The following is a 19,072-nucleotide window of genomic DNA, read 5'->3' as shown; positions in this document are numbered from 1 at the left end:
CATCGACGACGGATACGCGATCAGACGGAGGCGGGCCGAGCGCGCAGCGCGGCCCAGGCGAGCGCCAGCCAGCCGGCGAGAAACGCCGTCCCACCGACGGGCGTGAGCATCACCAATGCCCGACTGCCGGTGAAGCCGAGACTGTAGAGGCTGCCGGAGAAGAGCAGGATGCCGACAAGAAACAGCCACCCCGCCGCACTCACACCCCGGTGCCTCAGGTGCAGCGCCGCCAGTCCCACGACCACCATCGCCACAGCGTGCACCAGATGATAGTGGGCGCCGGTCTGGAAGATGGTCAGATCCGCATCGGGCACCCGGCCCCTCAAGCCATGGGCGGCGAACGCCCCGAACGCCACGGCCAGGAACCCGTTGAGGGCGCCGGCAATGATCCAGATGCGCATGAAAGTCTCCTTCGAAAGCAAAGCCGGGTGACGGGCGGCATGCGACGCGGCCGATCGAACCCGATTCCATCAGACCGCGTTCCAAAACCAAGGTGGCGCGCCGTCGCGGGGATCGGCCGCACCCCTCGCCACGCGCGACCCCAGCCCCTACCTTAGGTCAGCCGGACCGTCGCTCCCCTCCCACCCTATCGGCACGCATGCAGGCTTTCGCGCATCTTCTGGACCGCCTCTCCTACGAACCGCGCCGGCTCGGCAAGCTGCGCCTCATGGAGGCCTATTTCCGCGAGACGCCCGATCCCGAGCGGGGCTACGGCCTCGCCGCGCTCACCGGCGCGCTGAGCTTCCGCCACGCCAAGGCCGGGGTGATCCGGGCGCTTGCCGCCGAACGCACCGATCCCGAACTCTTCGCGCTTTCCTACGACTATGTCGGCGACCTGTCGGAAACGGTCGCGCTGATGTGGCCGACCAGCGCCCAGGCCCATGGCCGCAACGAACCGCCGCCGACCCTGTCGGAGGTGGTCGCCGCTCTCGACACGCTGTCGAAGTCGGACCTTCCCGGCCAGATCGCGCGGTGGCTCGACGAGCTGGACGAGATCGGCCGCTGGGCACTCCTGAAGCTGATCACCGGCGGGCTCCGGGTCGGGGTGTCCGCCCGGCTCGCCAAGACCGCCGTCGCGCGGCTGGGCGACGAGGAGGTCAACGCGGTCGAGGAAGTCTGGCATGGCCTCGCGGCGCCCTACGAGCCCCTGTTCGACTGGCTGGAGGGACGCGGTCCCGTGCCCGCCTTCGAGGATCCGGCCCCGTTCCGGCCGGCCATGCTCGCCCATCCGATCGAGGAGGCCGACTTTTCCGGGCTGGACCCGGCCGACTTCCTGATCGAGTGGAAATGGGACGGCATCCGGGTCCAGGCCGCAGCCGGGACGGACAGCGACGGCCGGCATGTGGCGCGGCTTTATTCGCGCACCGGGGAAGACATCTCCGCGGCCTTTCCCGACCTGCTGGAGGCGCTGTCCTTCGAGGGGTCGGTGGACGGGGAGCTGCTGATCGTCCGGGAGGGCCGCGTACAGCCCTTCAACGTCCTGCAGCAGCGGCTCAACCGAAAGGCCGTCACGCCGAAGATGCAGGCGGAGTTTCCGCCCGTCATCCGGCTCTACGATGCGCTGGTGCTGGAGGGCGAGGATCTGAGGACCGAGCCCTTCGCCGAACGCCGGCGCCGGCTGGAAAGCTTCGTCGGCTCTCTTTCCGACGACCGGATCGACCTGTCGCCGCTGGTGCCCGCATCGAGCTGGCAGGCGGTCGCCGACGCGCGCGGCGATCCGGCTTCGGCCGGGGCGGGAGACGACGCCGACGCGGTTGAAGGCGTGATGATCAAGCGTGCCGACAGCGTTTACGTTCCCGGCCGGCCGAAGGGGCTGTGGTTCAAGTGGAAGCGCGATCCGTTCAGCGTCGACGCCGTGCTGATGTACGCCCAGCGCGGCCACGGCAAGCGCTCATCCTTCTATTCCGACTACACGTTCGGGGTCTGGCGCGAAGCCGAAGAGGGCGGCGACGAACTCGTGCCCGTGGGCAAGGCCTATTTCGGGTTCACCGACGCCGAACTGAAGCAGATCGACGCGTTCGTCCGCCGCAACACGCTGAACCGGTTCGGTCCGGTGCGGGAGGTCGTCCACGACGCCGCCGAAGGGCTGGTGCTCGAGATCGCCTTCGAAGGGCTCAACCGCTCCACCCGGCACAAGTCCGGCCTCGCGATGCGCTTTCCCCGGGTGGCGCGGCTCAGATGGGACAAGCCGCCCGGCGAGGCGGACCGGATCGAGACGCTGGAGGCGCTGCTGCCGAAGGCGTGACGGAAGACGGCCCCGTTGGTCCGCTCAACCCGAGCGGTGAGCGCGGCGAAGCCAGCGCGCGACCACGCGCCGGCCGGCCAAGAGGCGCGGAGCGCAGCGACCGGGATGAAAGAACCGGTCGTGCCCGCGCAGCCGTCGCGCAAAGCGCGACTCGGGTGAGCGAAAAAATCACAACTCCAGCGCGTCGAGGCCGGCTTCGAGATGGTCCGCCAGAAGCGGCATCGACATCAGATAGTGGGAGGTCGAACCTTCGGCGCGCTCCATGGCCTCCGTCCGGGCCTGGTCGAATTCCGCGGCCTCGAAATCCCCCCGGCCGATCCAGGTGACGGCAACGAGGTCGGCGGCTTCGTCGACATTGAGATCGTCGATCAGCTCCTTCAGCTCCTCCTCGGTCAGGTTGCCCTCTTCTTCCTCCTCCAGACCGTCGTGGGCATGACTGCGCTCGAGGGTGTCGGGGTCGAACTCGGTGTCGTGCTCGCCGCCGTCGGTGTAGGTGTCGGTGACCTCGGCGGAGATCGTCCGGGCCTTCTCGACAAGGCTGCGGATGGTATCTGGGGAAATGGTCAGCTCGACGGCCATCTCGGTGTCCTTTCTCGGCTCGACGGTCTGGATCGTCCGACAGATTGCAGGCCGGCGGCGCACTGGCAAGATGGTGCGCCACCCGGGGGCGTGGACGGGCGGAGCGGCAGGTCGCCGCGGCTCAGCTTGACCGCGCCCAACGAAAGGGCTACCTAACCGGTTCCACCGATCCTGAGCGATCACCAAGACGAAGCCGACCCGGGCCGGATCCGGGAGGCCACCACCCGCCAGCGAGTTTCGCCCGCGGGTGCGTTTTGCGTTGGTCGGTCGACGATCTTCACCGATCGGTCGGGGAGCGAACGGAGCGAGGACCGATGTTCGATAGCCTGAGCGACCGCCTGAGCGGCATATTCGACCGGCTGACCCGGCGCGGCTCGCTGTCGGCCGAGGACGTCGACGCGGCGCTGCGCGAGATCCGCCGCGCGCTGCTGGAAGCCGACGTCGCGCTGGAAGTGGTGCGCCCGTTCGTGGAGCGCATCAAGGAGAAGGCCGTCGGCGTCGAGATCATCCGCTCGGTGACGCCCGGCCAGATGGTCGTGAAGATCGTCCACGACGAACTCGTCGCCACCCTCGGCGAAGAGGCCGTGCCGATCGATCTCCATGCGACCCCGCCGGTCGCGGTGATGATGGTCGGCCTGCAGGGTTCCGGTAAGACCACCACCACCGCCAAGATCGCCAGGCGCTTCACCACCCGCGACAAGCGCAAGGTCCTGATGGCTTCGCTGGACACCCGCCGCCCGGCGGCGATGGAACAGCTCAAGGTGCTCGGCGAGGAAAACGGCATCGAGACGCTCAAGATCGTGCCGGGCCAGACCCCGACCCAGATCGCCGAGCGCGCCATGACCGCCGGCCGCCTCGGCGGCTACGACGTGGTCATCCTCGACACCGCCGGCCGGCTGCATGTCGACGAAGCGCTGATGCACGAGATGGCCGACATCAAGCGCATCGCGGATCCCCACGAGATCCTGCTGGTGGCCGACGCGCTCACCGGTCAGGACGCCGTCAAGGTGGCGCGCTCCTTCGACGAGCGCGTCGGCGTCACCGGCATCGTGCTGACCCGTGTCGACGGCGACGGCCGCGGCGGCGCAGCACTCTCCATGCGCGCCGTCACCGGCAAGCCGATCAAGCTGATCGGTGTCGGCGAGCGCGCCGACGCGCTGGAGGATTTCTATCCCAAGCGCATCGCCGACCGCATCCTGGGCATGGGCGACATCGTCTCGCTGGTGGAGAAGGCGGCCGCCAACATCGACCAGGAACAGGCCGAGGCGATGGCCAAGAAGCTGCAGAAGGGCAGCTTCGACCTGGAAGATCTCAAGAGCCAGCTCCAGCAGATGGAGAAGCTCGGCGGCCTCTCCGGGCTGATGGGCATGATGCCCGGCGTCGGCAAGGCGCGGAAGCAGATGGAAGCCGCCGGTGTGGACGACAGGATCGTCAAGCGCCAGGTCGCCATCATCAATTCCATGACCCCGAAGGAACGGCGCAAGCCGGAGCTGATGAAGGCCAGCCGCAAGAAGCGCGTGGCGGCCGGCTCGGGCACCCGGGTCGAGGAGGTCAACAAGCTCCTCAAGATGCACCGCCAGATGGCGGACATGATGAAGTCCATGGGCAAGAAGAAGGGCGGCCTTGCGGGCATGCTCGGCGGCATGGGCGGAATGGGCGGTGGCGGCGGCGCCCCGCAGATGGATCCGGCGGAGCTGGAGAAGCTGGCCAGGCAGGGTGGCATGCCCGGCGGCGGCGGCCTGCCCCCCGGCATGCCGAAGCTTCCCGGCGGCGGCTTTCCCGGCGCTCCGGGCGGCCTTCCGGGACTTCCCGGCGCGGGCGGCGGCCGCTTCAAGCAGAAGAAGCGCTGACCCCGGCTCCCGACGCCTGACGATTTGAATTCAACCGATCCACAGACAGACAGACCATAGAAAAGGACGAACCATGTCTCTCAAGATCCGACTTTCCCGCGGCGGCGCCAAGAAGCGCCCGTACTACCGTATCGTCGTTGCCGACGCCCGCGCCCCGCGCGACGGCCGCTTCATCGAGAAGGTCGGCACCTTCAATCCGCTGCTTCCGAAGGACAGCACCGAGCGCTTCACTCTCGTGGAAGAGCGCGTGAAGCACTGGCTCGATGCCGGCGCGGAACCCACCGACCGCGTGTTGCGCCTGCTCGACGCCGCCGGCATCAGGTCGCGCCCGTCGCGCAACAACCCGAACAAGGGTCAGCCGGGCAAGAAGGCCCAGGAGCGCAACGAGGCGCGCCGTCAGGCCGAAGCTGCCGCCGCCGAAGCTGCCGCTGAGCCGGCGGCCGAGCCGGCCGGCGAGGAAGCCGCCGCCGAATAAGGCGGCTTTCGCCCGCCGATCCGCGCGAGGCCGACACGATGGGCAAGCGGCGCCCCCAGCGTCCTGCAGACGGGCCGGCGGCCAATCCGGCGGCCTACGTGGCGCTCGCCGAGATCGGCGCGGCCCACGGAGTGCGGGGTGCCGCCCGCATCCGCATCTTCGCGGAAGACCCGGACCTCCTGACGGAGTGCGGACCGCTGCGGCTGGCCGACGGCCGGCCGCTCGCGATCGCCGCCATCGAGGCCCAGGGCAACAAGATCGTCGCCCGCTTCGAAGGCGTCGCCGATCGCACCGAAGTGGAAGCCCTGCGCAACCAGACCCTCTATCTCGCACGCGAGATGCTGCCCGACCTCGACGACGAGGACACGTTCTACCACGTCGATCTGATCGGCCTTGACGTGGTCGATACCGACGGCACCGCGCTTGGTCGGGTGCGCACGGTGCAGGATTTCGGTGCCGGCGACCTGATCGAGGTCGAACGAACGGAGGGCAAGAGCGTCTTCGTGCCGTTCACGCTGGCCTGCGTGCCGACCGTCGATCTGGCGGCCGGCCGCATCGTCGTCGAGCCACCGGTCGGCCTGCTCGAGGATGGCGGCGACGCGGACGAGGACGCGGAGACGGAGGACGACGCGTGAGCTTCCGCGCCACGGTGCTCACGCTCTACCCGGACATGTTCCCCGGTCCGCTCGGCGTCTCGCTCGCCGGGCGCGCGCTCGCCGAAGGCACCTGGGCGCTGGACGCGGTCGATATAAGGGACTTCGCGACCGACCGGCACCGCAGCGTCGACGACACCCCCGCCGGCGGCGGTCCCGGCATGGTCATGCGTGCCGACGTGCTGGCCCGTGCGATCGACGCCGCACCGGCCGCGACCGATCACCCGCGCCTGCTGATGAGCCCGCGCGGCAAGCCGCTCACCCAGGACGACGTCAAGCGCTACGCCGGCGGCTCCGGCGTGACCATCCTCTGCGGCCGCTTCGAAGGCGTCGACGAGCGGGTCATCGAGGCGCGCGGCCTCACCGAAGTCTCCATCGGCGACTACGTGCTGTCCGGCGGCGAGATCGCCGCCATGGTCCTGCTCGACGCCGTCGTCCGTCTGCTGCCCGGCGTCATGGGTGCGGCCGATTCCGCCCACGAGGAGAGCTTCGAGGACGGGCTGCTGGAATATCCCCAGTACACCCGCCCGGCCGAGTGGGAAGGCCGGAGCATCCCGCCCGTCCTGCTCTCCGGCGATCACGGCAAGGTCGCCCGCTGGCGCCGGGAACAGGCGGAAGTGCTGACCCGCGCCCGCCGGCCGGACCTGATCGAGCGCGCCTCCCGCTCTGACGGGCGTTCGCGGGACTGACCCCCCGTCGCGGCTCCCGAGCACCCCGGCTCCTTCCGCTTGAACGCCGCCCCGGCTTTTCCCATATTTCCAATCAGGCGCGGACGCCGCAGTCGGGTCCGCTCCAGGAGTCGCTTTGTCGAAAGGACTTGAACGCCATGTCGCGTTTGACGACGTTTTCGAGCCCGTTCCTGCTCGGGTTCGACGATATCGAGCGCGTGCTCGACCGGGTGTCGAAAGCCGCCAATGACGGCTATCCGCCCTACAACATCGAACGTCTTCCCGACGGCGACGACCGGGGAGACATCCTGCGCATCACGCTCGCAGTCGCCGGCTTCCGGCGCGACCAGCTGGACGTGACGCTGGAGGAGAATCAGCTCGTCATTCGCGGCCGTCAGATCGACGACGACAGCGGCCGGGAGTTCCTCCACCGCGGCATCGCGGCCCGCCAGTTCCAGCGCACGTTCGTCCTCGCAGAGGGGATCGAGATCCGCAGCGCGGAACTGAAGGACGGGCTCCTGTCGATCGACCTCATCCGCCCGGAGCCGGAGCGGATCGTGCGCAAGATCGACATCACCGCCCACGACTGACGCGCGCTTGCGCTCACCGACGATTTCGGCCCGATCCGGGCCGCGACCTGGTCTCCCGGACCCTGCCGCAACCGCGCGCAGCACCGGGCTACCGTGCCCGCCGCATGACGGGGGCAGCGCCGAGCCGGTCTCATGAGACGGCGGCGCCATTTTGGAAGGAGTAACGGTATGAACCGCACGTTTGACACCACAGACGACACCAAGGCGGCCCTCTCCCAGGAAGCCCTCGCCGAGCTGGGCGGCGGCCAGGTGGCCTACATGAAGCCGCTGAACGGCGACGAGGTGAGATCGCTGTTCCCGGATGCGCCCCAGCTCTCCCACGACCACAAGCTCTGGGCGCTCCTGTCGGCTGACGGCACGCCGATCATGCTGTCGGATTCCCGCGAGGCGGTCATCGCCAACGCCCAGCAGAACGACCTGCACATGGCGACGGTGCACTGACATCGGTTACGAACGGGGAGCTCACCCTTCCTTTTTGTTCGACGCAACCCCCATCTCGACGCCGCCGGCTTTCCGGCGGCGTTTTTTTTGTGCGCGACCCGGCCGACCCTTGGCACGCGGAGCCGGTTCAAGATCGCATGCCCAGCAAGAGAACACGCGATAAGGGAATTATAATGAAATAATACAACTAATACGGTATACTTTCCTATCTCGCCGCGACGGCGCCGGTAGGGACATCTCCCCGGCGACGCCACCATGGCGGGACAGGGAGGGGCTGATGATCGCTGTCGCCGTACTCGTGTTCGTACTCGCCGCCCTGCTCGGCTGCTCCGGCTTCTACCTGGTCCGTCAGGTGCGGCGCGACATGCCCGGTCTGCTGAAGCCGTCCAAGACGCTGTTGGCCCTGGCCACCGTCGTGTTTGCCGGGCTCCTGCTGGCCACCGTCGCCGGCTTCCTGTTCCAGCTCCATCCGCGGATCGGCGGGCATTTCTGGTACATGTACCTGTTCGCGGATTCCGACATCGGATACGCGCTCTATCTCGGCCTTCTTTTCGGCATTGCCTTCGGCTTCTGGTCCGCCTTCCTGCTCGTTCCTCCGCAGACGCGGGACGACATCGACATTCGGGCCCACGACAGGTGGCGGACAGGCCTCATTGTGATCCTCGTGGCCACGTTCGTCGCGCCGGCGGCGGGTCAGGTCCTGGACCGGATCACCCAGATCGGCTCGCCCACCCTCGGCGTATCGATCGCCATGGCGCCGAGCCGGCAGGAAACCCGCCGCGAGCTCTCTTCGGTGCTGCCGGCCGGCACGGACACGAGCGAATTCCGGATGTCGCCGCTCAGCCGCGCCCATCACTACGCCGACAGCATGATTCCCCTGATTCCGCAGACCATACGGAGTGATCCGTTCTATATTTATCTGCTGACCGGCAAGATCACGCACAATCAGCTCTTCGAAGCCAGTATCGACCGGAACCGAAATGAACAGATCGGGAAGTGTATTTCCCACCTGGTCCATCTGACGTCGGATCCGACAGAAGTACACGATGCCTTCGGCGACCTACTGCATCGGCTCCGTCACCGACTTATGGACGCCAATGGCATCCTCGATGATGGGATCGGCGAGTGGATCTTTAACCCGCCAGCGATCCACGTCACCAACGCCGCCGCTCGGAGAAAAGAAGCCTTCGGGAAACTGGATGCCGCCGACGCCCACACCACCCGTGAGACATGCCGGCGCTACGCGCAGGGAGCCTTCACCCGGTGGCCGTTCCGGGCTCAGTCCGTAAGCACCCACGCAGCGACGAGCCTCTATCAGACCATGCTGATCGCGTTCGCGCTCAGCACCACAGGCGCCCACGAAGCCGCAATTCGGACCATGGCCGAATGGATCAAGGCAGCGACGGAGAATGGGCGCGATGATGATCTTTCACGGGACTGGGCGCTGGTGCGGGCAAAACAGTATCTCTATGTCAGCCTCGCCTCCGATGAGTTCGAGGCAGCCAGCTTCAAACTGCTGAAAGATCTTCTGGTCGATATCGAGCGCCTGTTGGCGGCCAGTCCCTATTATCCGGCCGGCCGCTTTCTGAGCAATCAGGAACTCTGGACATCGGACACCGCCTGCCGGACTTTGGAAGGCATCGAGAGCGCGTTTGAAGAACAAGACGGAAAGGCTCGGTCCGCATGGGTCGAACTTGAAGCCGGTGGGGCGGCTCCGTTCTTGCCGCAGCAGGCGGCCGCGCGTCTCGTCCTCAGCTATATCAGTTTCTCCAACCTGTACGTCATGAGCGCCTTTTCGGAAGACGTGCTCGATGCGTCAGCGCTCGGGCAGGCTCGTCGGAATGCCGCCCTGCCGGACTGCTTCTACAAGATCGCGCTGACCAATCCGCAACTGGCCGCCCCGCTACGGGGGAAGATCCACCGGATCTACGGTTACATCCTGCTTCAGCTTGCGGAAAAGCCGGGTCAGCTGCTGCATGGCGCGACGACATCAAGAAAGCAGGCAATCAGAGAGGCGTTCCGCCAGCTGTCGCTGGCGCGTGAGCATTTGGAACTGGCTCAGACGATTGCCGAAAGCCGAGCAAAACGCTCGTCCGACAAAGAGGAACCCCCGGAGTGGTACCGGATGGTGGTCCGGAACGAAGGCGATTACAAACTCGAAATCGACCGGCTGGACAGCCTCATCGCCCTGGTCAACGACGAAATCAACTGATCCTGCCGGACGTCCGGGGCCAGCGCGTATTCAGGCGCACCGCTTCGGGCAACCCGGGCCCGGGCGCTCAGCCACTTGAGGATTTCGATTTAGAGCCGCTCTTTGGCGCTCGGGTGAGTGCATCCGAGCTGTATGGGCGTCAGGACCGAAAGGCTCCAGAGCCGATGCCCGCCCTCGTTCCCGTCCAGATCGGACCGGATCTGGACGGGCAGTGCGCGCGCAAGCCCCTTTCCAGAGGCCCCGCTGAGAAGAGCGTTGGTGAGTGCGGAGGACCTGAACGGGCCCCCCCGGGGCCGCGGCATCATGCCGAAGCCCAATCGCTGGGCCCCCCCGCGCGTCACCCGGACGGCTCTCATAAGGGCGGGTCAGAATATCTGGCGCTTGAGAGAAACGCCCCGCCCTACGGCAGAACGGCGGTCGCCAGGGCGGCGGTCGTCGGGGCGAAAAGAGCGGCGGCGACGGCAACGAACAGAACCAGGCGCATCTCATCTCTCCATTCGCTCGCACGGCGCGCCAGGGCAGCCACCGCCGAGCAGTGTCAACGGAAAGAGGCAGTCCACCTCGCCACTTGGCCACGCAAGCGCGGAGGTGAACGACGCTAACTCCGTCGATATGAACACAATTCCATATACGTCATCCGAACCGTCAACGCAACCATTGCAGGCAGTTACCACAACCTAACACAACCCATAAGAGCGGAACCTGACGCGCGGCTGGCCTCGCTGCCGCTGCGGCCCATATGCACGTCGTCCGTTATCCGGAAACGGCGCCACCCGACGCAGACATCACCGCCCGCGCGGCCCTTACGCCGCCGCGCTCTCCCCGGCCGCCACGATCTTCACGATCTGGCGCATGATTTCCGACAGCTGGAAATCCTTCGGGGTGTAGACCGCCGCCACGCCGCGGGCCTTCAGGGTTTCTGCGTCTTCCGCCGGGATGATGCCGCCGACCACGACCGGAACGTCGTCGAGGCCGGCCTTGCGCATCCGGTCCATCACCTCGCCGACCAGCGCCAGGTGCGAGCCCGACAGCACCGACAGCCCGACCACGTGGACGCCCTCCTCCAGGGCTGCGTTCACGATCTCCGCCGGGGTCAGCCGGATGCCCTCGTAGACCACCTCCATCCCGCAGTCGCGGGCGCGCATGGCGATCTGCTCGGCGCCGTTGGAATGGCCGTCGAGCCCCGGCTTGCCGACCAGGAATTTCAGCCGCCGGCCGAGCCGCTCGGACACGGCATCGACCTCGGCGCGGATGTCGGCGAGCTCCGCACTTGTCGTGCGCGCCGCCTGGCCCACACCCGTCGGTGCCCGGTACTCGCCGAAGACGCGCCTGAGCCGCTCGCCCCATTCGCCGGTGGTGACGCCGGCTTTGGCGCAGGCCACCGACGGCTCCATGATGTTGCTATCCTCCCGGGCCGCCGCCTCCAGGTCGGCAAGCGCCCGGGCCACCGCCACCTCGTCGCGGCTCTCGCGCCAGGCGTTGAGGCTGTCGATCGCCTCCGCCTCGACGGTCTCCGGCACGGTCATCACCGCTCCCGCGCCGGTGGTCAGCGGCGAAGGCTCGCTCTCGGTGTAGCGGTTGACGCCCACGACCACCTGCTCGCCGGCCTCGATGGAGGCGAGCCGGCGGCCGTTGGATTCCACCAGCTGTTGCTTCATGTAGCTGGATTCGATCGCCGCGACTGCGCCGCCCATCGCCTCGATGCGGGCCAGTTCCTCCTTCGCCGCCGCCTTCAGCTCGTCGACCTTGGCCTCGACCACCACGGAGCCGTCGAACAGGTCGCCATACTCCAGAAGGTCGGTCTCCAGCGCCAGGATCTGCTGGGCGCGCAGGCTCCACTGCTGATCGAACGGACGCGGCAGCCCGAGCGCCTCATTCCAGGCCGGCAGCTGGACGGCACGGGCCCGGGCGGTCTTGGACAGCGTCACCGCCAGCATCTCGATCAGGATGCGGTAAACGTTGTTCTCCGGCTGGCTCTCCGTCAGCCCGAGCGAATTGACCTGCACCCCGTAGCGGAACCGGCGGTATTTGGGATCCTCGACCCCGTAGCGGGTCTCGCAGATCTCGTCCCAGAGCTCCACGAACGCCCGCATCTTGCAGACCTCGGTCACGAAGCGCAGTCCGGCGTTGACGAAGAAGGAGATCCGGCCGACCGCCTGGGGAAACTCCTCCGGAGGGATCGCACCGGAGTCCCGCGCGGCATCCAGCACGGCGATCGCGGTGGCCAGCGCGAAAGCCAGCTCCTGGGTCGGCGTCGCGCCGGCCTCCTGCAGATGGTAGGAGCAGACGTTGATCGGGTTCCATTTCGGCGCCTCGCGCCCGGTCCAGGCGATCACGTCGGTGATCAGGCGCAGCGACGGCGCCGGCGGAAACACGTAGGTCCCGCGCGAGAGATATTCCTTGATGATGTCGTTCTGGGTCGTGCCGGTCAGTTTCGTCCGGTCCGCGCCGGTCTCGTCGGCGACGGCGACATAGAGCGCCAGCAGCCACGCCGCCGTGGCGTTGATCGTCATCGACGTGTTCATCTGGTCGAGCGGGATCTGATCGAACAGCGCCCGCATGTCGCCGATGTGCGCGATCGACACGCCGACCTTGCCGACCTCCCCCCTGGCCAGCGCGTGATCCGGATCGTAGCCGGTCTGGGTCGGCAGGTCGAAGGCGACCGACAATCCCGTCTGCCCCTTGGCCAGATTGGACCGGTACAGCTCGTTGGACGCCTTCGCCGAGGAATGGCCGGCATAGGTCCGGAAAATCCACGGCTTGTCCCGGGTCCCCGCCTGGCTGGCATTGCCACTCATCGCACACCTCCCCTTGTGTCCGTACCGCACCGGCCGGATCTCGATACCCGAGTACCCCAGACCACTGTGCGGCGCATCAAATCTTGGGACAACCCACCTTCCGGCGCAACATGAGCGCGACTGCTCATGGTCGATTCGGGCCTTGGTTGCCGGCACCCGCTCGTGCCACGATCCTGGGAAGAAGAAAAAACCACCACTGGACACGGGAATATTGCACTGCAATATAAACGTGATGCAGTCGACAGGGAGGAACATGATGTCGATCGCTGAGGCGAACGCCCACAAAGACCTGTACGAGATCGGAGAGATCCCGCCGCTCGGCCACGTGCCGGAAAAGATGTACGCCTGGACGATCCGAAGGGAGCGTCACGGCCCGCCGGACACCTCCATGCAGATCGAGGTGGTTCCGACCTGGGAGCTGGACAGCCACGACGTCCTGATCCTGGTGATGGCCGCCGGCGTGAACTACAACGGCATCTGGGCGGCGCTCGGCCAGCCGATCTCGCCCTTCGACGGCCACAAGCAGCCCTATCACATCGCCGGGTCGGACGCGTCCGGCATCGTCTGGGCGGTCGGCTCCAGGGTCACCCGCTGGAAGGTGGGCGACGAGGTCGTGGTTCACTGCAACCAGGACGACGGCGACGACGAGGAGTGCAACGGCGGCGATCCGATGTTCTCGCCGTCCCAGCGCATCTGGGGCTACGAGACGCCGGACGGCGGCTTCGCCCAGTTCGCGCGGGTGCAGTCGCGCCAGCTCATGCCCCGCCCCCGGCATCTCACCTGGGAGGAGTCGGCCTGCTACACGCTGACGCTGGCCACCGCCTACCGGATGCTCTACGGCCACGCGCCGCACACCCTCAAGCCGGGCGACAACGTCCTGGTCTGGGGCGCCTCCGGAGGTCTCGGCGTGTTCGGTGTGCAGCTGTGCGCGGCCGCCGGCGCCAACGCCATCGGCGTGATCTCCGACGAGGACAAGCGCGATTACGTTCTGAGCCTGGGCGCGCGCGGCGTGATCAACCGCAAGGAGTTCAACTGCTGGGGCCAGCTGCCGAAGGTGGGCAGCGAGGAATACGGCGAGTGGGCCAAGGAGGCGCGGCGCTTCGGCAAGGCGATCTGGGACATCACCGGCAAGGGCAACAACGTCGACATCGTGTTCGAACATCCCGGCGAGGCCACGTTCCCGATCTCCACGTTCGTGGTGAGGCGCGGCGGCATGGTCGTGTTCTGCGCCGGTACCAGCGGGTTCAACATCACCTTCGACGCCCGCTATGTCTGGATGCACCAGAAGCGCATCCAGGGCTCGCACTTCGCGCATCTGAAGCAGGCCACCGAGGCGAACCGGTTCGTGATCGGCCAGCGCGTCGACCCGTGCATGAGCGAGGTCTTCCCCTGGGCCCAGATCCCGCGGGCCCACACCAAGATGTGGAAGAACGAGCACGCCCCCGGCAACATGGCCGTTCTGGTCAACGCGCCGACCACGGGCCTTCGCACCTTCGACGACGTCCTGGAGGCGGGCCGGCAGGCGGCGTGACCATCGTCCCGGCGAAGGCCCCCTCCTCGAGGACCGGGCCGGGTCGATCAGGTGTTTCCACCTGATCGCAAATGGCTTTACGCTCGCGCTATCGCCGGGACGGTTTCCCTATGACGCCGTCTCGCGCCGTTCGATCGCCGTATCCGACGACAGCCGAACAGGACCCCGCATCATGACCAGCCCCTCTTCCGCCCTTGCGCTCGCCGGCGCAATCGCCCTGTCATCGCTCGCGCTTGGCCCGGCCAGCGCGGCCGACGGAACCTGCGAGCTCGACCGGCCGGTCATGTTCGCCGGCCTCGACTACCAGTCCGCCGCCTTCCATACCGAGGTCGCCAAGTTCATCACCGAGCACGGCTACGACTGTGCCGTGGACGATCTTCCCGGCTCGACCATTCCGCTGATCAACGGCATGGCCCGCGGCGACATCGACATCGTGATGGAGATCTGGACCGCCAATCCGGCCCAGGCCTGGGTCGACGCCCAGGAACGCGGCGAAGTCGTCGCTCTCGGCACCACCTTCCCCGACGCCGAAGAGGGTTGGTACGTCCCGACCTATCTCGTCGAAGGCGGGGAGGCTCCCGCTCCGAACCTGAAGCGGGCGTCCGATCTCCCCGAATACGCCGCCATGTTCGAGGACCCGGAGGAGCCGAGCAAGGGCCGCTTCTATAACTGCCCGGCCGGCTGGCAGTGCGAGATCGTCAACACCAAGAAGCTCACCGCCTACGGGCTGACGTCGTCCTACACCAATTTCCGCCCCGGCACCGGCGCCGCCCTCGTCGCGGCCGTGGAATCGGCCTATCTGCGCAAGAACCCGATCCTGTTCTACTACTGGACGCCCACCGCGCTGATGGGCAAGTACGACTTCGTCAAGCTTCAGGAGCCGGAGTTCAACCAGGAGATCTGGGACGAGATGCTGGAAAGCGACGACCCGGACGCGGCAACCGCCTATCCGGTCAGCAAGGTGATCATCGGGGCCAACAAGACCTTTGCCGAGAGCGCGCCGGAGCTGGCCAAGTTCCTGACCGCCTATTCGATGACCAGCAAGATGACCAGCGCCGCGCTGGCCGACATGGAAGACAACGGCGGCGATGCGGCGGTCGCCGCCGAAGCGTTCCTCAAGGCGAACGAGGACGTGTGGAGCGGATGGGTCCCGCAGGCCGTCGCCGACAAGGTCAAGGCGGCGCTTTAGCGCAACCGACCAGACCGACGTCCCAGATGGCCCCGGCTGGCCCGTGCCGATCGGCGCGGGCCTTTCGGAGTTTCGGACGAGGGCTCCCCGGCCTCGACGCATGACTTCACATGCGGACGCACGGCCATATACTCTTTCCACGCAACCTGCGCGGACATCGCGCCTTCGATCGGGCCGGCCGCGGGCCGATGCCGCGGCGGACGGGCGGTCGGTCCTCGCGCCGACCGTTCCGGTGCTGCCGAAAGGAGATTGCCGTGCTGAAACAAGCTCTCGCGACCGCTCTCGTCGCGGCCCCGTTCGGCCTTCTCGCTGCCGGCACCGCCTCCGCCCAGACGCCGGTCTGCGAGGTCGACCGGCCCGTGGTCTTTGCCGGCCTCGACTGGGATTCCAGCTACTTTCACAACGCCGTCGCCGGGTTCATCCTCGAGCACGGCTACGGCTGCGGCACCGAGACCAGCCCCGGCTCCACCATCCCGCTCCTGAACGCCATGGCCCGCGGCGCCGTCGACATCACCATGGAGATGTGGATCCCGAACGTCCGCGACGTCTGGGATCAGGCTGTGGCGCGCGGACGGGTCGTGGAGGTCGGCGTCAATTTCCCCGACGCCACCCAGAAATGGTACGTCCCGAAATATCTGGTCGAGGGCGACGACGCCCCGGCCGCCGGGCTGACCTCCGTCGAGGACCTGGCGAAGTACAAGGACGTCTTCGCCGACCCGGAAGAGCCGGACAAGGGGCGCTTTTTCAACTGCATTCTCGGCTGGGGGTGCGAGGTCATCAACACCAAGAAGCTGCACGCCTACGGCCTGGACGACAGCTATACCAACGTCCGGCCGGGCACGGGCGCGGCCCTGTCCGCGGCGATCGAGAGCCATATCCAGCGCAACCAGCCGATCGTCTTCTACTACTGGGGGCCCACCTGGGTGCTCGGCAAGTTCGCCGACCGGATCGTCGCGCTGGATGAGCCCGACTACGATCCGAAAATCTGGAGCGCGCTGATAGCCGCCTCGAATCCGGAGGACGTGGACAAAGCCACGGCCTATCCGCTTGTCGAGGTCTCCATCGCCGTCAGCACGGAGTTTCAGGAAGTCGCGCCGAAGATCGTGGAATTCCTGTCCAACTACCAGACCACCAACGAGATGGTCTCCGAGGCGCTCGCCTATATGCGCGACAACAACGCCACCGCCGACGAAGCCGCGATCCATTTCCTGCAGCAGAACCCCGACATCTGGACGGGCTGGGTGCCGGACGAGGTGGCGGCGACGGTGAAGACCGCCCTGGAACAGACCTGAGCATCGCCGCAGGCAACGGGCACCCGACCCGCAGGGGTCTGGCCGCAGCCGGCCCCTGTTTTCGTATCCGAACCGCCGCAGTGCCTCCTGCCAACCTCCGACGGATGTGATCCATGAACCAGGAAGCCTTCTTTCTCGGCGAGAATGTCGGCCGCACGATCCGGCAGGCGACCAACGATCTCGTCACCTTTCTGGTGGTGAACTACGGCGACTTCTTCGAGGCGATCTCCGATTCGCTGCTGACCGTTCTGGTCGCGCTGGAGCAGGTGCTGCGCACGTCGCCGGCCTGGCTGGTGATCCTGGTGATCGGCTGCATCGCCTACGCCGCCAGCCGCCGCCTTCTTCTCTCCGTCGCCATGATGGCCATGATGTGGTTCATCGGCACGCTGGGCCTGTGGGAGCAGGCGATGCAGACGGTCGCCATCATGCTGGTCTCGGTCGGGCTCGGCATCCTCATCGGCGTCCCGCTCGGCGTGCTGTCGGCGCGCTCCGACGCGATGCGGACAGTGCTCAACCCGCTCCTCGACCTGATGCAGACGATCCCGAGCTTCGTCTACCTGATCCCGGCCGCCATGCTGTTCGGGCTCGGCAAGGTGCCGGCGATCCTGGCCACGGTCATCTACGCCACTCCGCCCCTGATCCGGCTAACCGACCTCGGCATCCGCATGGTCGACAGCGAAGTGATCGAGGCCAGCCGGGCGTTCGGCGCGACCCGGTGGCAGATGCTGCGCGGCGTCCAGATCCCGCTGGCCCTTCCCTCCATCATGCAGGGCATCAACCAGACCACCATGATGGCGCTGGCGATGGTGGTCATCGCCTCGATGATCGGCGCGCGCGGGGTCGGCGAGACTGTGCTGGTCGGGCTGCAGCGCAACGATTCCGGCCAGGGCCTCGTCGGCGGGCTCGCCATCGTCATCCTGGCCGTGGTCTTCGACCGGATCAGCCAGTCGATCGGCGCCCGGGCCCAGGCCTATCGGAATGTGGCCGGCGGCTAGGCCATGCACAGAGGCCCGTCCCTCCCCGTCTCCACCCCGACACGGCTCACCGACGAAGAGACAAGGCCGGCCCCATGGCGCTGATCGAAGTCGAGCACATCACCAAGATCTTCGGCCCGAACCCGAAGCAGGCGCTTGCCCGGGTCAGGCAGGGTCTCGGCAAGGACGCGCTTCTCGCCGAGACCGGCCACACGCTCGGGATCGACGACGTGTCGCTGTCGATCGAACGCGGCCAGATCTTCGTCATCATGGGCCTTTCCGGCTCGGGCAAGTCGACGCTGATCAGGCATTTCAACCGGCTGATCGATCCGACCGACGGCACGATCCTCGTCGACGGCAAGGACGTCATGGCCCTCGGCAACCGGGAATTGGAGGATTTCCGTCGCCGACGCATGAGCATGGTGTTTCAGCGCTTCGGGCTGATGCCCCACCGCACCGTCCTCCAGAACGTCGCCTACGGGCTGGAGGTGCGCGGCCTCGGCCGGGCGGAGCGGCAGCGTCAGGCGAAGGAATGGGTCGAAGCCGTCGGCCTGTCCGGCTTCGAGAACCAGTTTCCGAGCCAACTGTCCGGCGGCATGCAGCAACGCGTCGGGCTCGCCCGCGCGCTCGCCACCGACGCCGACATCCTTCTGATGGACGAGGCCTTCTCCGCCCTCGATCCGCTGATCCGCAGCCAGATGCAGGACCAGCTCGTCGCCCTTCAGGCCAGGCTCGGCAAGACCATCGTCTTCATCACCCACGATCTGGACGAGGCGCTCAAGATCGGCGACCGGATCGCCATCCTCAAGGACGGCCAACTGTCCCAGGTCGGTCGGCCCGCCGAGATCCTGCTTAGCCCCGCCGACGACTATGTCCGCGCCTTCGTGCGCGACGTGAACCGGGCGCGCGTTCTGACCGTCGACGTGGTGATGAAACCGCCGCAGCATCGCATCACCGAGGAAAACCTGGAGCGCGCCCTCGCCGACATGCGCCGGATGGGGGCGGACTACGGCTATGCGGTCGACGGCGACAGCTATCGCGGCATCGTCACCCAGGATGCGGTCAAAGCCGCGATCGACGAGCCGAACGGCGCCCGGACCACATGGGACGTGGCCCAGGGCCACCCCGTCCTCAACCAGACCGATCCTCTGGAAGTCGCGCTGCCCACGACGCTCGAGGCCGCCTACCCGGTCGCCGTCGTCGACGAGGCCGGACACCTGAGGGGCGTCGTCTCCTCGGCGAACATGTCGGATGTCCTCGCCCCACCCGAAGATGACGTCCCGCCGGAACCCGTCGCCCCCGGCGGTACGGCGGGCTCTGCCGCGATGCGGACCGGCTGACCCCTGCCGACCGGTCCGTTGTCCTGAATCCGGGCCGCGCGAAACGCCTGCGGGCGCCTGGCGATGCCATATCCCCGCCGCGTTCTGTTGCACATTGCCCGCCGGTTCGCGGAAGATCCGCACCTGGGGATTCGGATTGCCTGGCCCGCGCGGTTGCGGTCACCGTCTCCCCGCCCGCCGCGCCTCGGGTTGAGGAACCCAGGCCTACAGAGCCGGACGGTCGGTCTTCACGACG

The 19,072-nt window shown here is 67.2% G+C and carries 16 protein-coding genes; 13 read left to right on the top strand and 3 right to left on the bottom strand.

The annotated features are described in order from the left end of the window. Positions 1-20: 20 nt before the first annotated feature. Entirely contained in the window at positions 21-401 is a 381-nt protein-coding gene (locus tag J2S73_RS02580; RefSeq protein ID WP_306883856.1) for a DUF423 domain-containing protein, read from the bottom strand. A 197-nt stretch (positions 402-598) separates the two neighbouring features. Here J2S73_RS02580 and J2S73_RS02575 point away from each other — a divergent pair, with 197 nt between their 5' ends. Further along, complete coding sequence (locus tag J2S73_RS02575; protein WP_306883855.1) at positions 599-2,245, top strand: cisplatin damage response ATP-dependent DNA ligase; 1,647 nt, start codon at positions 599-601, stop codon at positions 2,243-2,245. Positions 2,246-2,413: 168 nt separating this feature from the next. On the opposite strand, the gene J2S73_RS02570 is transcribed toward J2S73_RS02575, so the two are convergent. After that, complete coding sequence (locus J2S73_RS02570; RefSeq protein ID WP_306883854.1) at positions 2,414-2,824, bottom strand: DUF3775 domain-containing protein; 411 nt, start codon at positions 2,822-2,824, stop codon at positions 2,414-2,416. A gap of 314 nt (positions 2,825-3,138) precedes the next feature. On the opposite strand from J2S73_RS02570, the gene ffh reads away from it, so the two are divergent. The 7 genes from ffh to J2S73_RS02535 all read left to right on the top strand — a co-directional run bounded on the left by ffh (position 3,139) and on the right by J2S73_RS02535 (position 9,713). After that, a complete protein-coding gene (gene ffh, locus J2S73_RS02565) occupies positions 3,139-4,674 on the top strand; it encodes a signal recognition particle protein (RefSeq protein ID WP_306883853.1) in 1,536 nt (511 codons plus the stop codon). A 73-nt stretch (positions 4,675-4,747) separates the two neighbouring features. After that, entirely contained in the window at positions 4,748-5,149 is a 402-nt protein-coding gene (gene rpsP, locus J2S73_RS02560) for a 30S ribosomal protein S16 (RefSeq protein ID WP_306883852.1), read from the top strand. Between the two features lie 38 nt (positions 5,150-5,187). Beyond that, positions 5,188-5,784, top strand: coding sequence for a ribosome maturation factor RimM (rimM, locus tag J2S73_RS02555; protein ID WP_306883851.1), 597 nt, complete (start codon positions 5,188-5,190; stop codon positions 5,782-5,784). Continuing rightward, positions 5,781-6,491, top strand: a complete 711-nt coding sequence (gene trmD / locus J2S73_RS02550; protein WP_306883850.1) for a tRNA (guanosine(37)-N1)-methyltransferase TrmD — start codon at positions 5,781-5,783, stop codon at positions 6,489-6,491. Before rimM ends, trmD begins: the two co-directional genes overlap by 4 nt. A 137-nt stretch (positions 6,492-6,628) precedes the next feature. Further along, positions 6,629-7,060 carry an Hsp20 family protein gene (locus J2S73_RS02545; RefSeq protein WP_306883849.1) on the top strand — a complete coding sequence of 144 codons (432 nt, stop codon included), beginning with the start codon at positions 6,629-6,631 and terminating at the stop codon, positions 7,058-7,060. Between the two features lie 168 nt (positions 7,061-7,228). Beyond that, positions 7,229-7,501 carry a BQ00720 family protein gene (locus tag J2S73_RS02540; protein ID WP_306883848.1) on the top strand — a complete coding sequence of 91 codons (273 nt, stop codon included), beginning with the start codon at positions 7,229-7,231 and terminating at the stop codon, positions 7,499-7,501. A gap of 277 nt (positions 7,502-7,778) precedes the next feature. After that, positions 7,779-9,713 carry a hypothetical protein gene (locus tag J2S73_RS02535; RefSeq protein WP_306883847.1) on the top strand — a complete coding sequence of 645 codons (1,935 nt, stop codon included), beginning with the start codon at positions 7,779-7,781 and terminating at the stop codon, positions 9,711-9,713. Positions 9,714-10,516: 803 nt separating this feature from the next. Here the strand turns inward: J2S73_RS02535 and J2S73_RS02530 are convergent. After that, positions 10,517-12,511: an ethylmalonyl-CoA mutase gene (locus J2S73_RS02530; RefSeq protein WP_306883846.1), complete on the bottom strand. Its 1,995-nt coding sequence runs from the start codon at positions 12,509-12,511 to the stop codon at positions 10,517-10,519. Positions 12,512-12,764: 253 nt separating this feature from the next. On the opposite strand from J2S73_RS02530, the gene ccrA reads away from it, so the two are divergent. The 5 genes from ccrA (at position 12,765) to J2S73_RS02505 (ending at position 18,837) form a co-directional block, all read left to right on the top strand. Continuing rightward, positions 12,765-14,042 carry a crotonyl-CoA carboxylase/reductase gene (gene ccrA, locus J2S73_RS02525; RefSeq protein ID WP_306883845.1) on the top strand — a complete coding sequence of 426 codons (1,278 nt, stop codon included), beginning with the start codon at positions 12,765-12,767 and terminating at the stop codon, positions 14,040-14,042. Between the two features lie 172 nt (positions 14,043-14,214). Continuing rightward, a complete protein-coding gene (locus tag J2S73_RS02520; protein ID WP_306883844.1) occupies positions 14,215-15,231 on the top strand; it encodes an ABC transporter substrate-binding protein in 1,017 nt (338 codons plus the stop codon). 254 nt (positions 15,232-15,485) lie between these two features. Then, positions 15,486-16,523 carry an ABC transporter substrate-binding protein gene (locus J2S73_RS02515; RefSeq protein ID WP_306883843.1) on the top strand — a complete coding sequence of 346 codons (1,038 nt, stop codon included), beginning with the start codon at positions 15,486-15,488 and terminating at the stop codon, positions 16,521-16,523. Positions 16,524-16,636: 113 nt separating this feature from the next. Further along, positions 16,637-17,518 carry an ABC transporter permease gene (locus tag J2S73_RS02510; RefSeq protein ID WP_306883842.1) on the top strand — a complete coding sequence of 294 codons (882 nt, stop codon included), beginning with the start codon at positions 16,637-16,639 and terminating at the stop codon, positions 17,516-17,518. Between the two features lie 74 nt (positions 17,519-17,592). Then, positions 17,593-18,837, top strand: a complete 1,245-nt coding sequence (locus J2S73_RS02505) for a quaternary amine ABC transporter ATP-binding protein (protein ID WP_306883841.1) — start codon at positions 17,593-17,595, stop codon at positions 18,835-18,837. The last annotated feature ends 235 nt before the right edge of the window (positions 18,838-19,072 follow it).

The organism is Amorphus orientalis (assembly GCF_030814015.1).
Lineage (GTDB): Bacteria > Pseudomonadota > Alphaproteobacteria > Rhizobiales > Amorphaceae > Amorphus > Amorphus orientalis.
The sequence above is the reverse complement of the archived record's forward strand: the minus strand, read 5'-3'. Positions and strand labels throughout refer to the sequence as shown.

Excerpts from the sequence above, each read along its gene's own strand:
- J2S73_RS02580 (WP_306883856.1), bottom strand. The coding sequence starts at position 401 with ATGCGCATCTGGATCATTGCCGGCGCCCTCAACGGGTTCCTGGCCGTG.
- J2S73_RS02575 (WP_306883855.1), top strand. The coding sequence starts at position 599 with ATGCAGGCTTTCGCGCATCTTCTGGACCGCCTCTCCTACGAACCGCGC.
- J2S73_RS02570 (WP_306883854.1), bottom strand. The coding sequence starts at position 2,824 with ATGGCCGTCGAGCTGACCATTTCCCCAGATACCATCCGCAGCCTTGTC.
- ffh (WP_306883853.1), top strand. The coding sequence starts at position 3,139 with ATGTTCGATAGCCTGAGCGACCGCCTGAGCGGCATATTCGACCGGCTG.
- rpsP (WP_306883852.1), top strand. The coding sequence starts at position 4,748 with ATGTCTCTCAAGATCCGACTTTCCCGCGGCGGCGCCAAGAAGCGCCCG.
- rimM (WP_306883851.1), top strand. The coding sequence starts at position 5,188 with ATGGGCAAGCGGCGCCCCCAGCGTCCTGCAGACGGGCCGGCGGCCAAT.
- J2S73_RS02545 (WP_306883849.1), top strand. The coding sequence starts at position 6,629 with ATGTCGCGTTTGACGACGTTTTCGAGCCCGTTCCTGCTCGGGTTCGAC.
- J2S73_RS02540 (WP_306883848.1), top strand. The coding sequence starts at position 7,229 with ATGAACCGCACGTTTGACACCACAGACGACACCAAGGCGGCCCTCTCC.
- J2S73_RS02535 (WP_306883847.1), top strand. The coding sequence starts at position 7,779 with ATGATCGCTGTCGCCGTACTCGTGTTCGTACTCGCCGCCCTGCTCGGC.
- J2S73_RS02530 (WP_306883846.1), bottom strand. The coding sequence starts at position 12,511 with ATGAGTGGCAATGCCAGCCAGGCGGGGACCCGGGACAAGCCGTGGATT.
- ccrA (WP_306883845.1), top strand. The coding sequence starts at position 12,765 with ATGATGTCGATCGCTGAGGCGAACGCCCACAAAGACCTGTACGAGATC.
- J2S73_RS02520 (WP_306883844.1), top strand. The coding sequence starts at position 14,215 with ATGACCAGCCCCTCTTCCGCCCTTGCGCTCGCCGGCGCAATCGCCCTG.
- J2S73_RS02510 (WP_306883842.1), top strand. The coding sequence starts at position 16,637 with ATGAACCAGGAAGCCTTCTTTCTCGGCGAGAATGTCGGCCGCACGATC.
- J2S73_RS02505 (WP_306883841.1), top strand. The coding sequence starts at position 17,593 with ATGGCGCTGATCGAAGTCGAGCACATCACCAAGATCTTCGGCCCGAAC.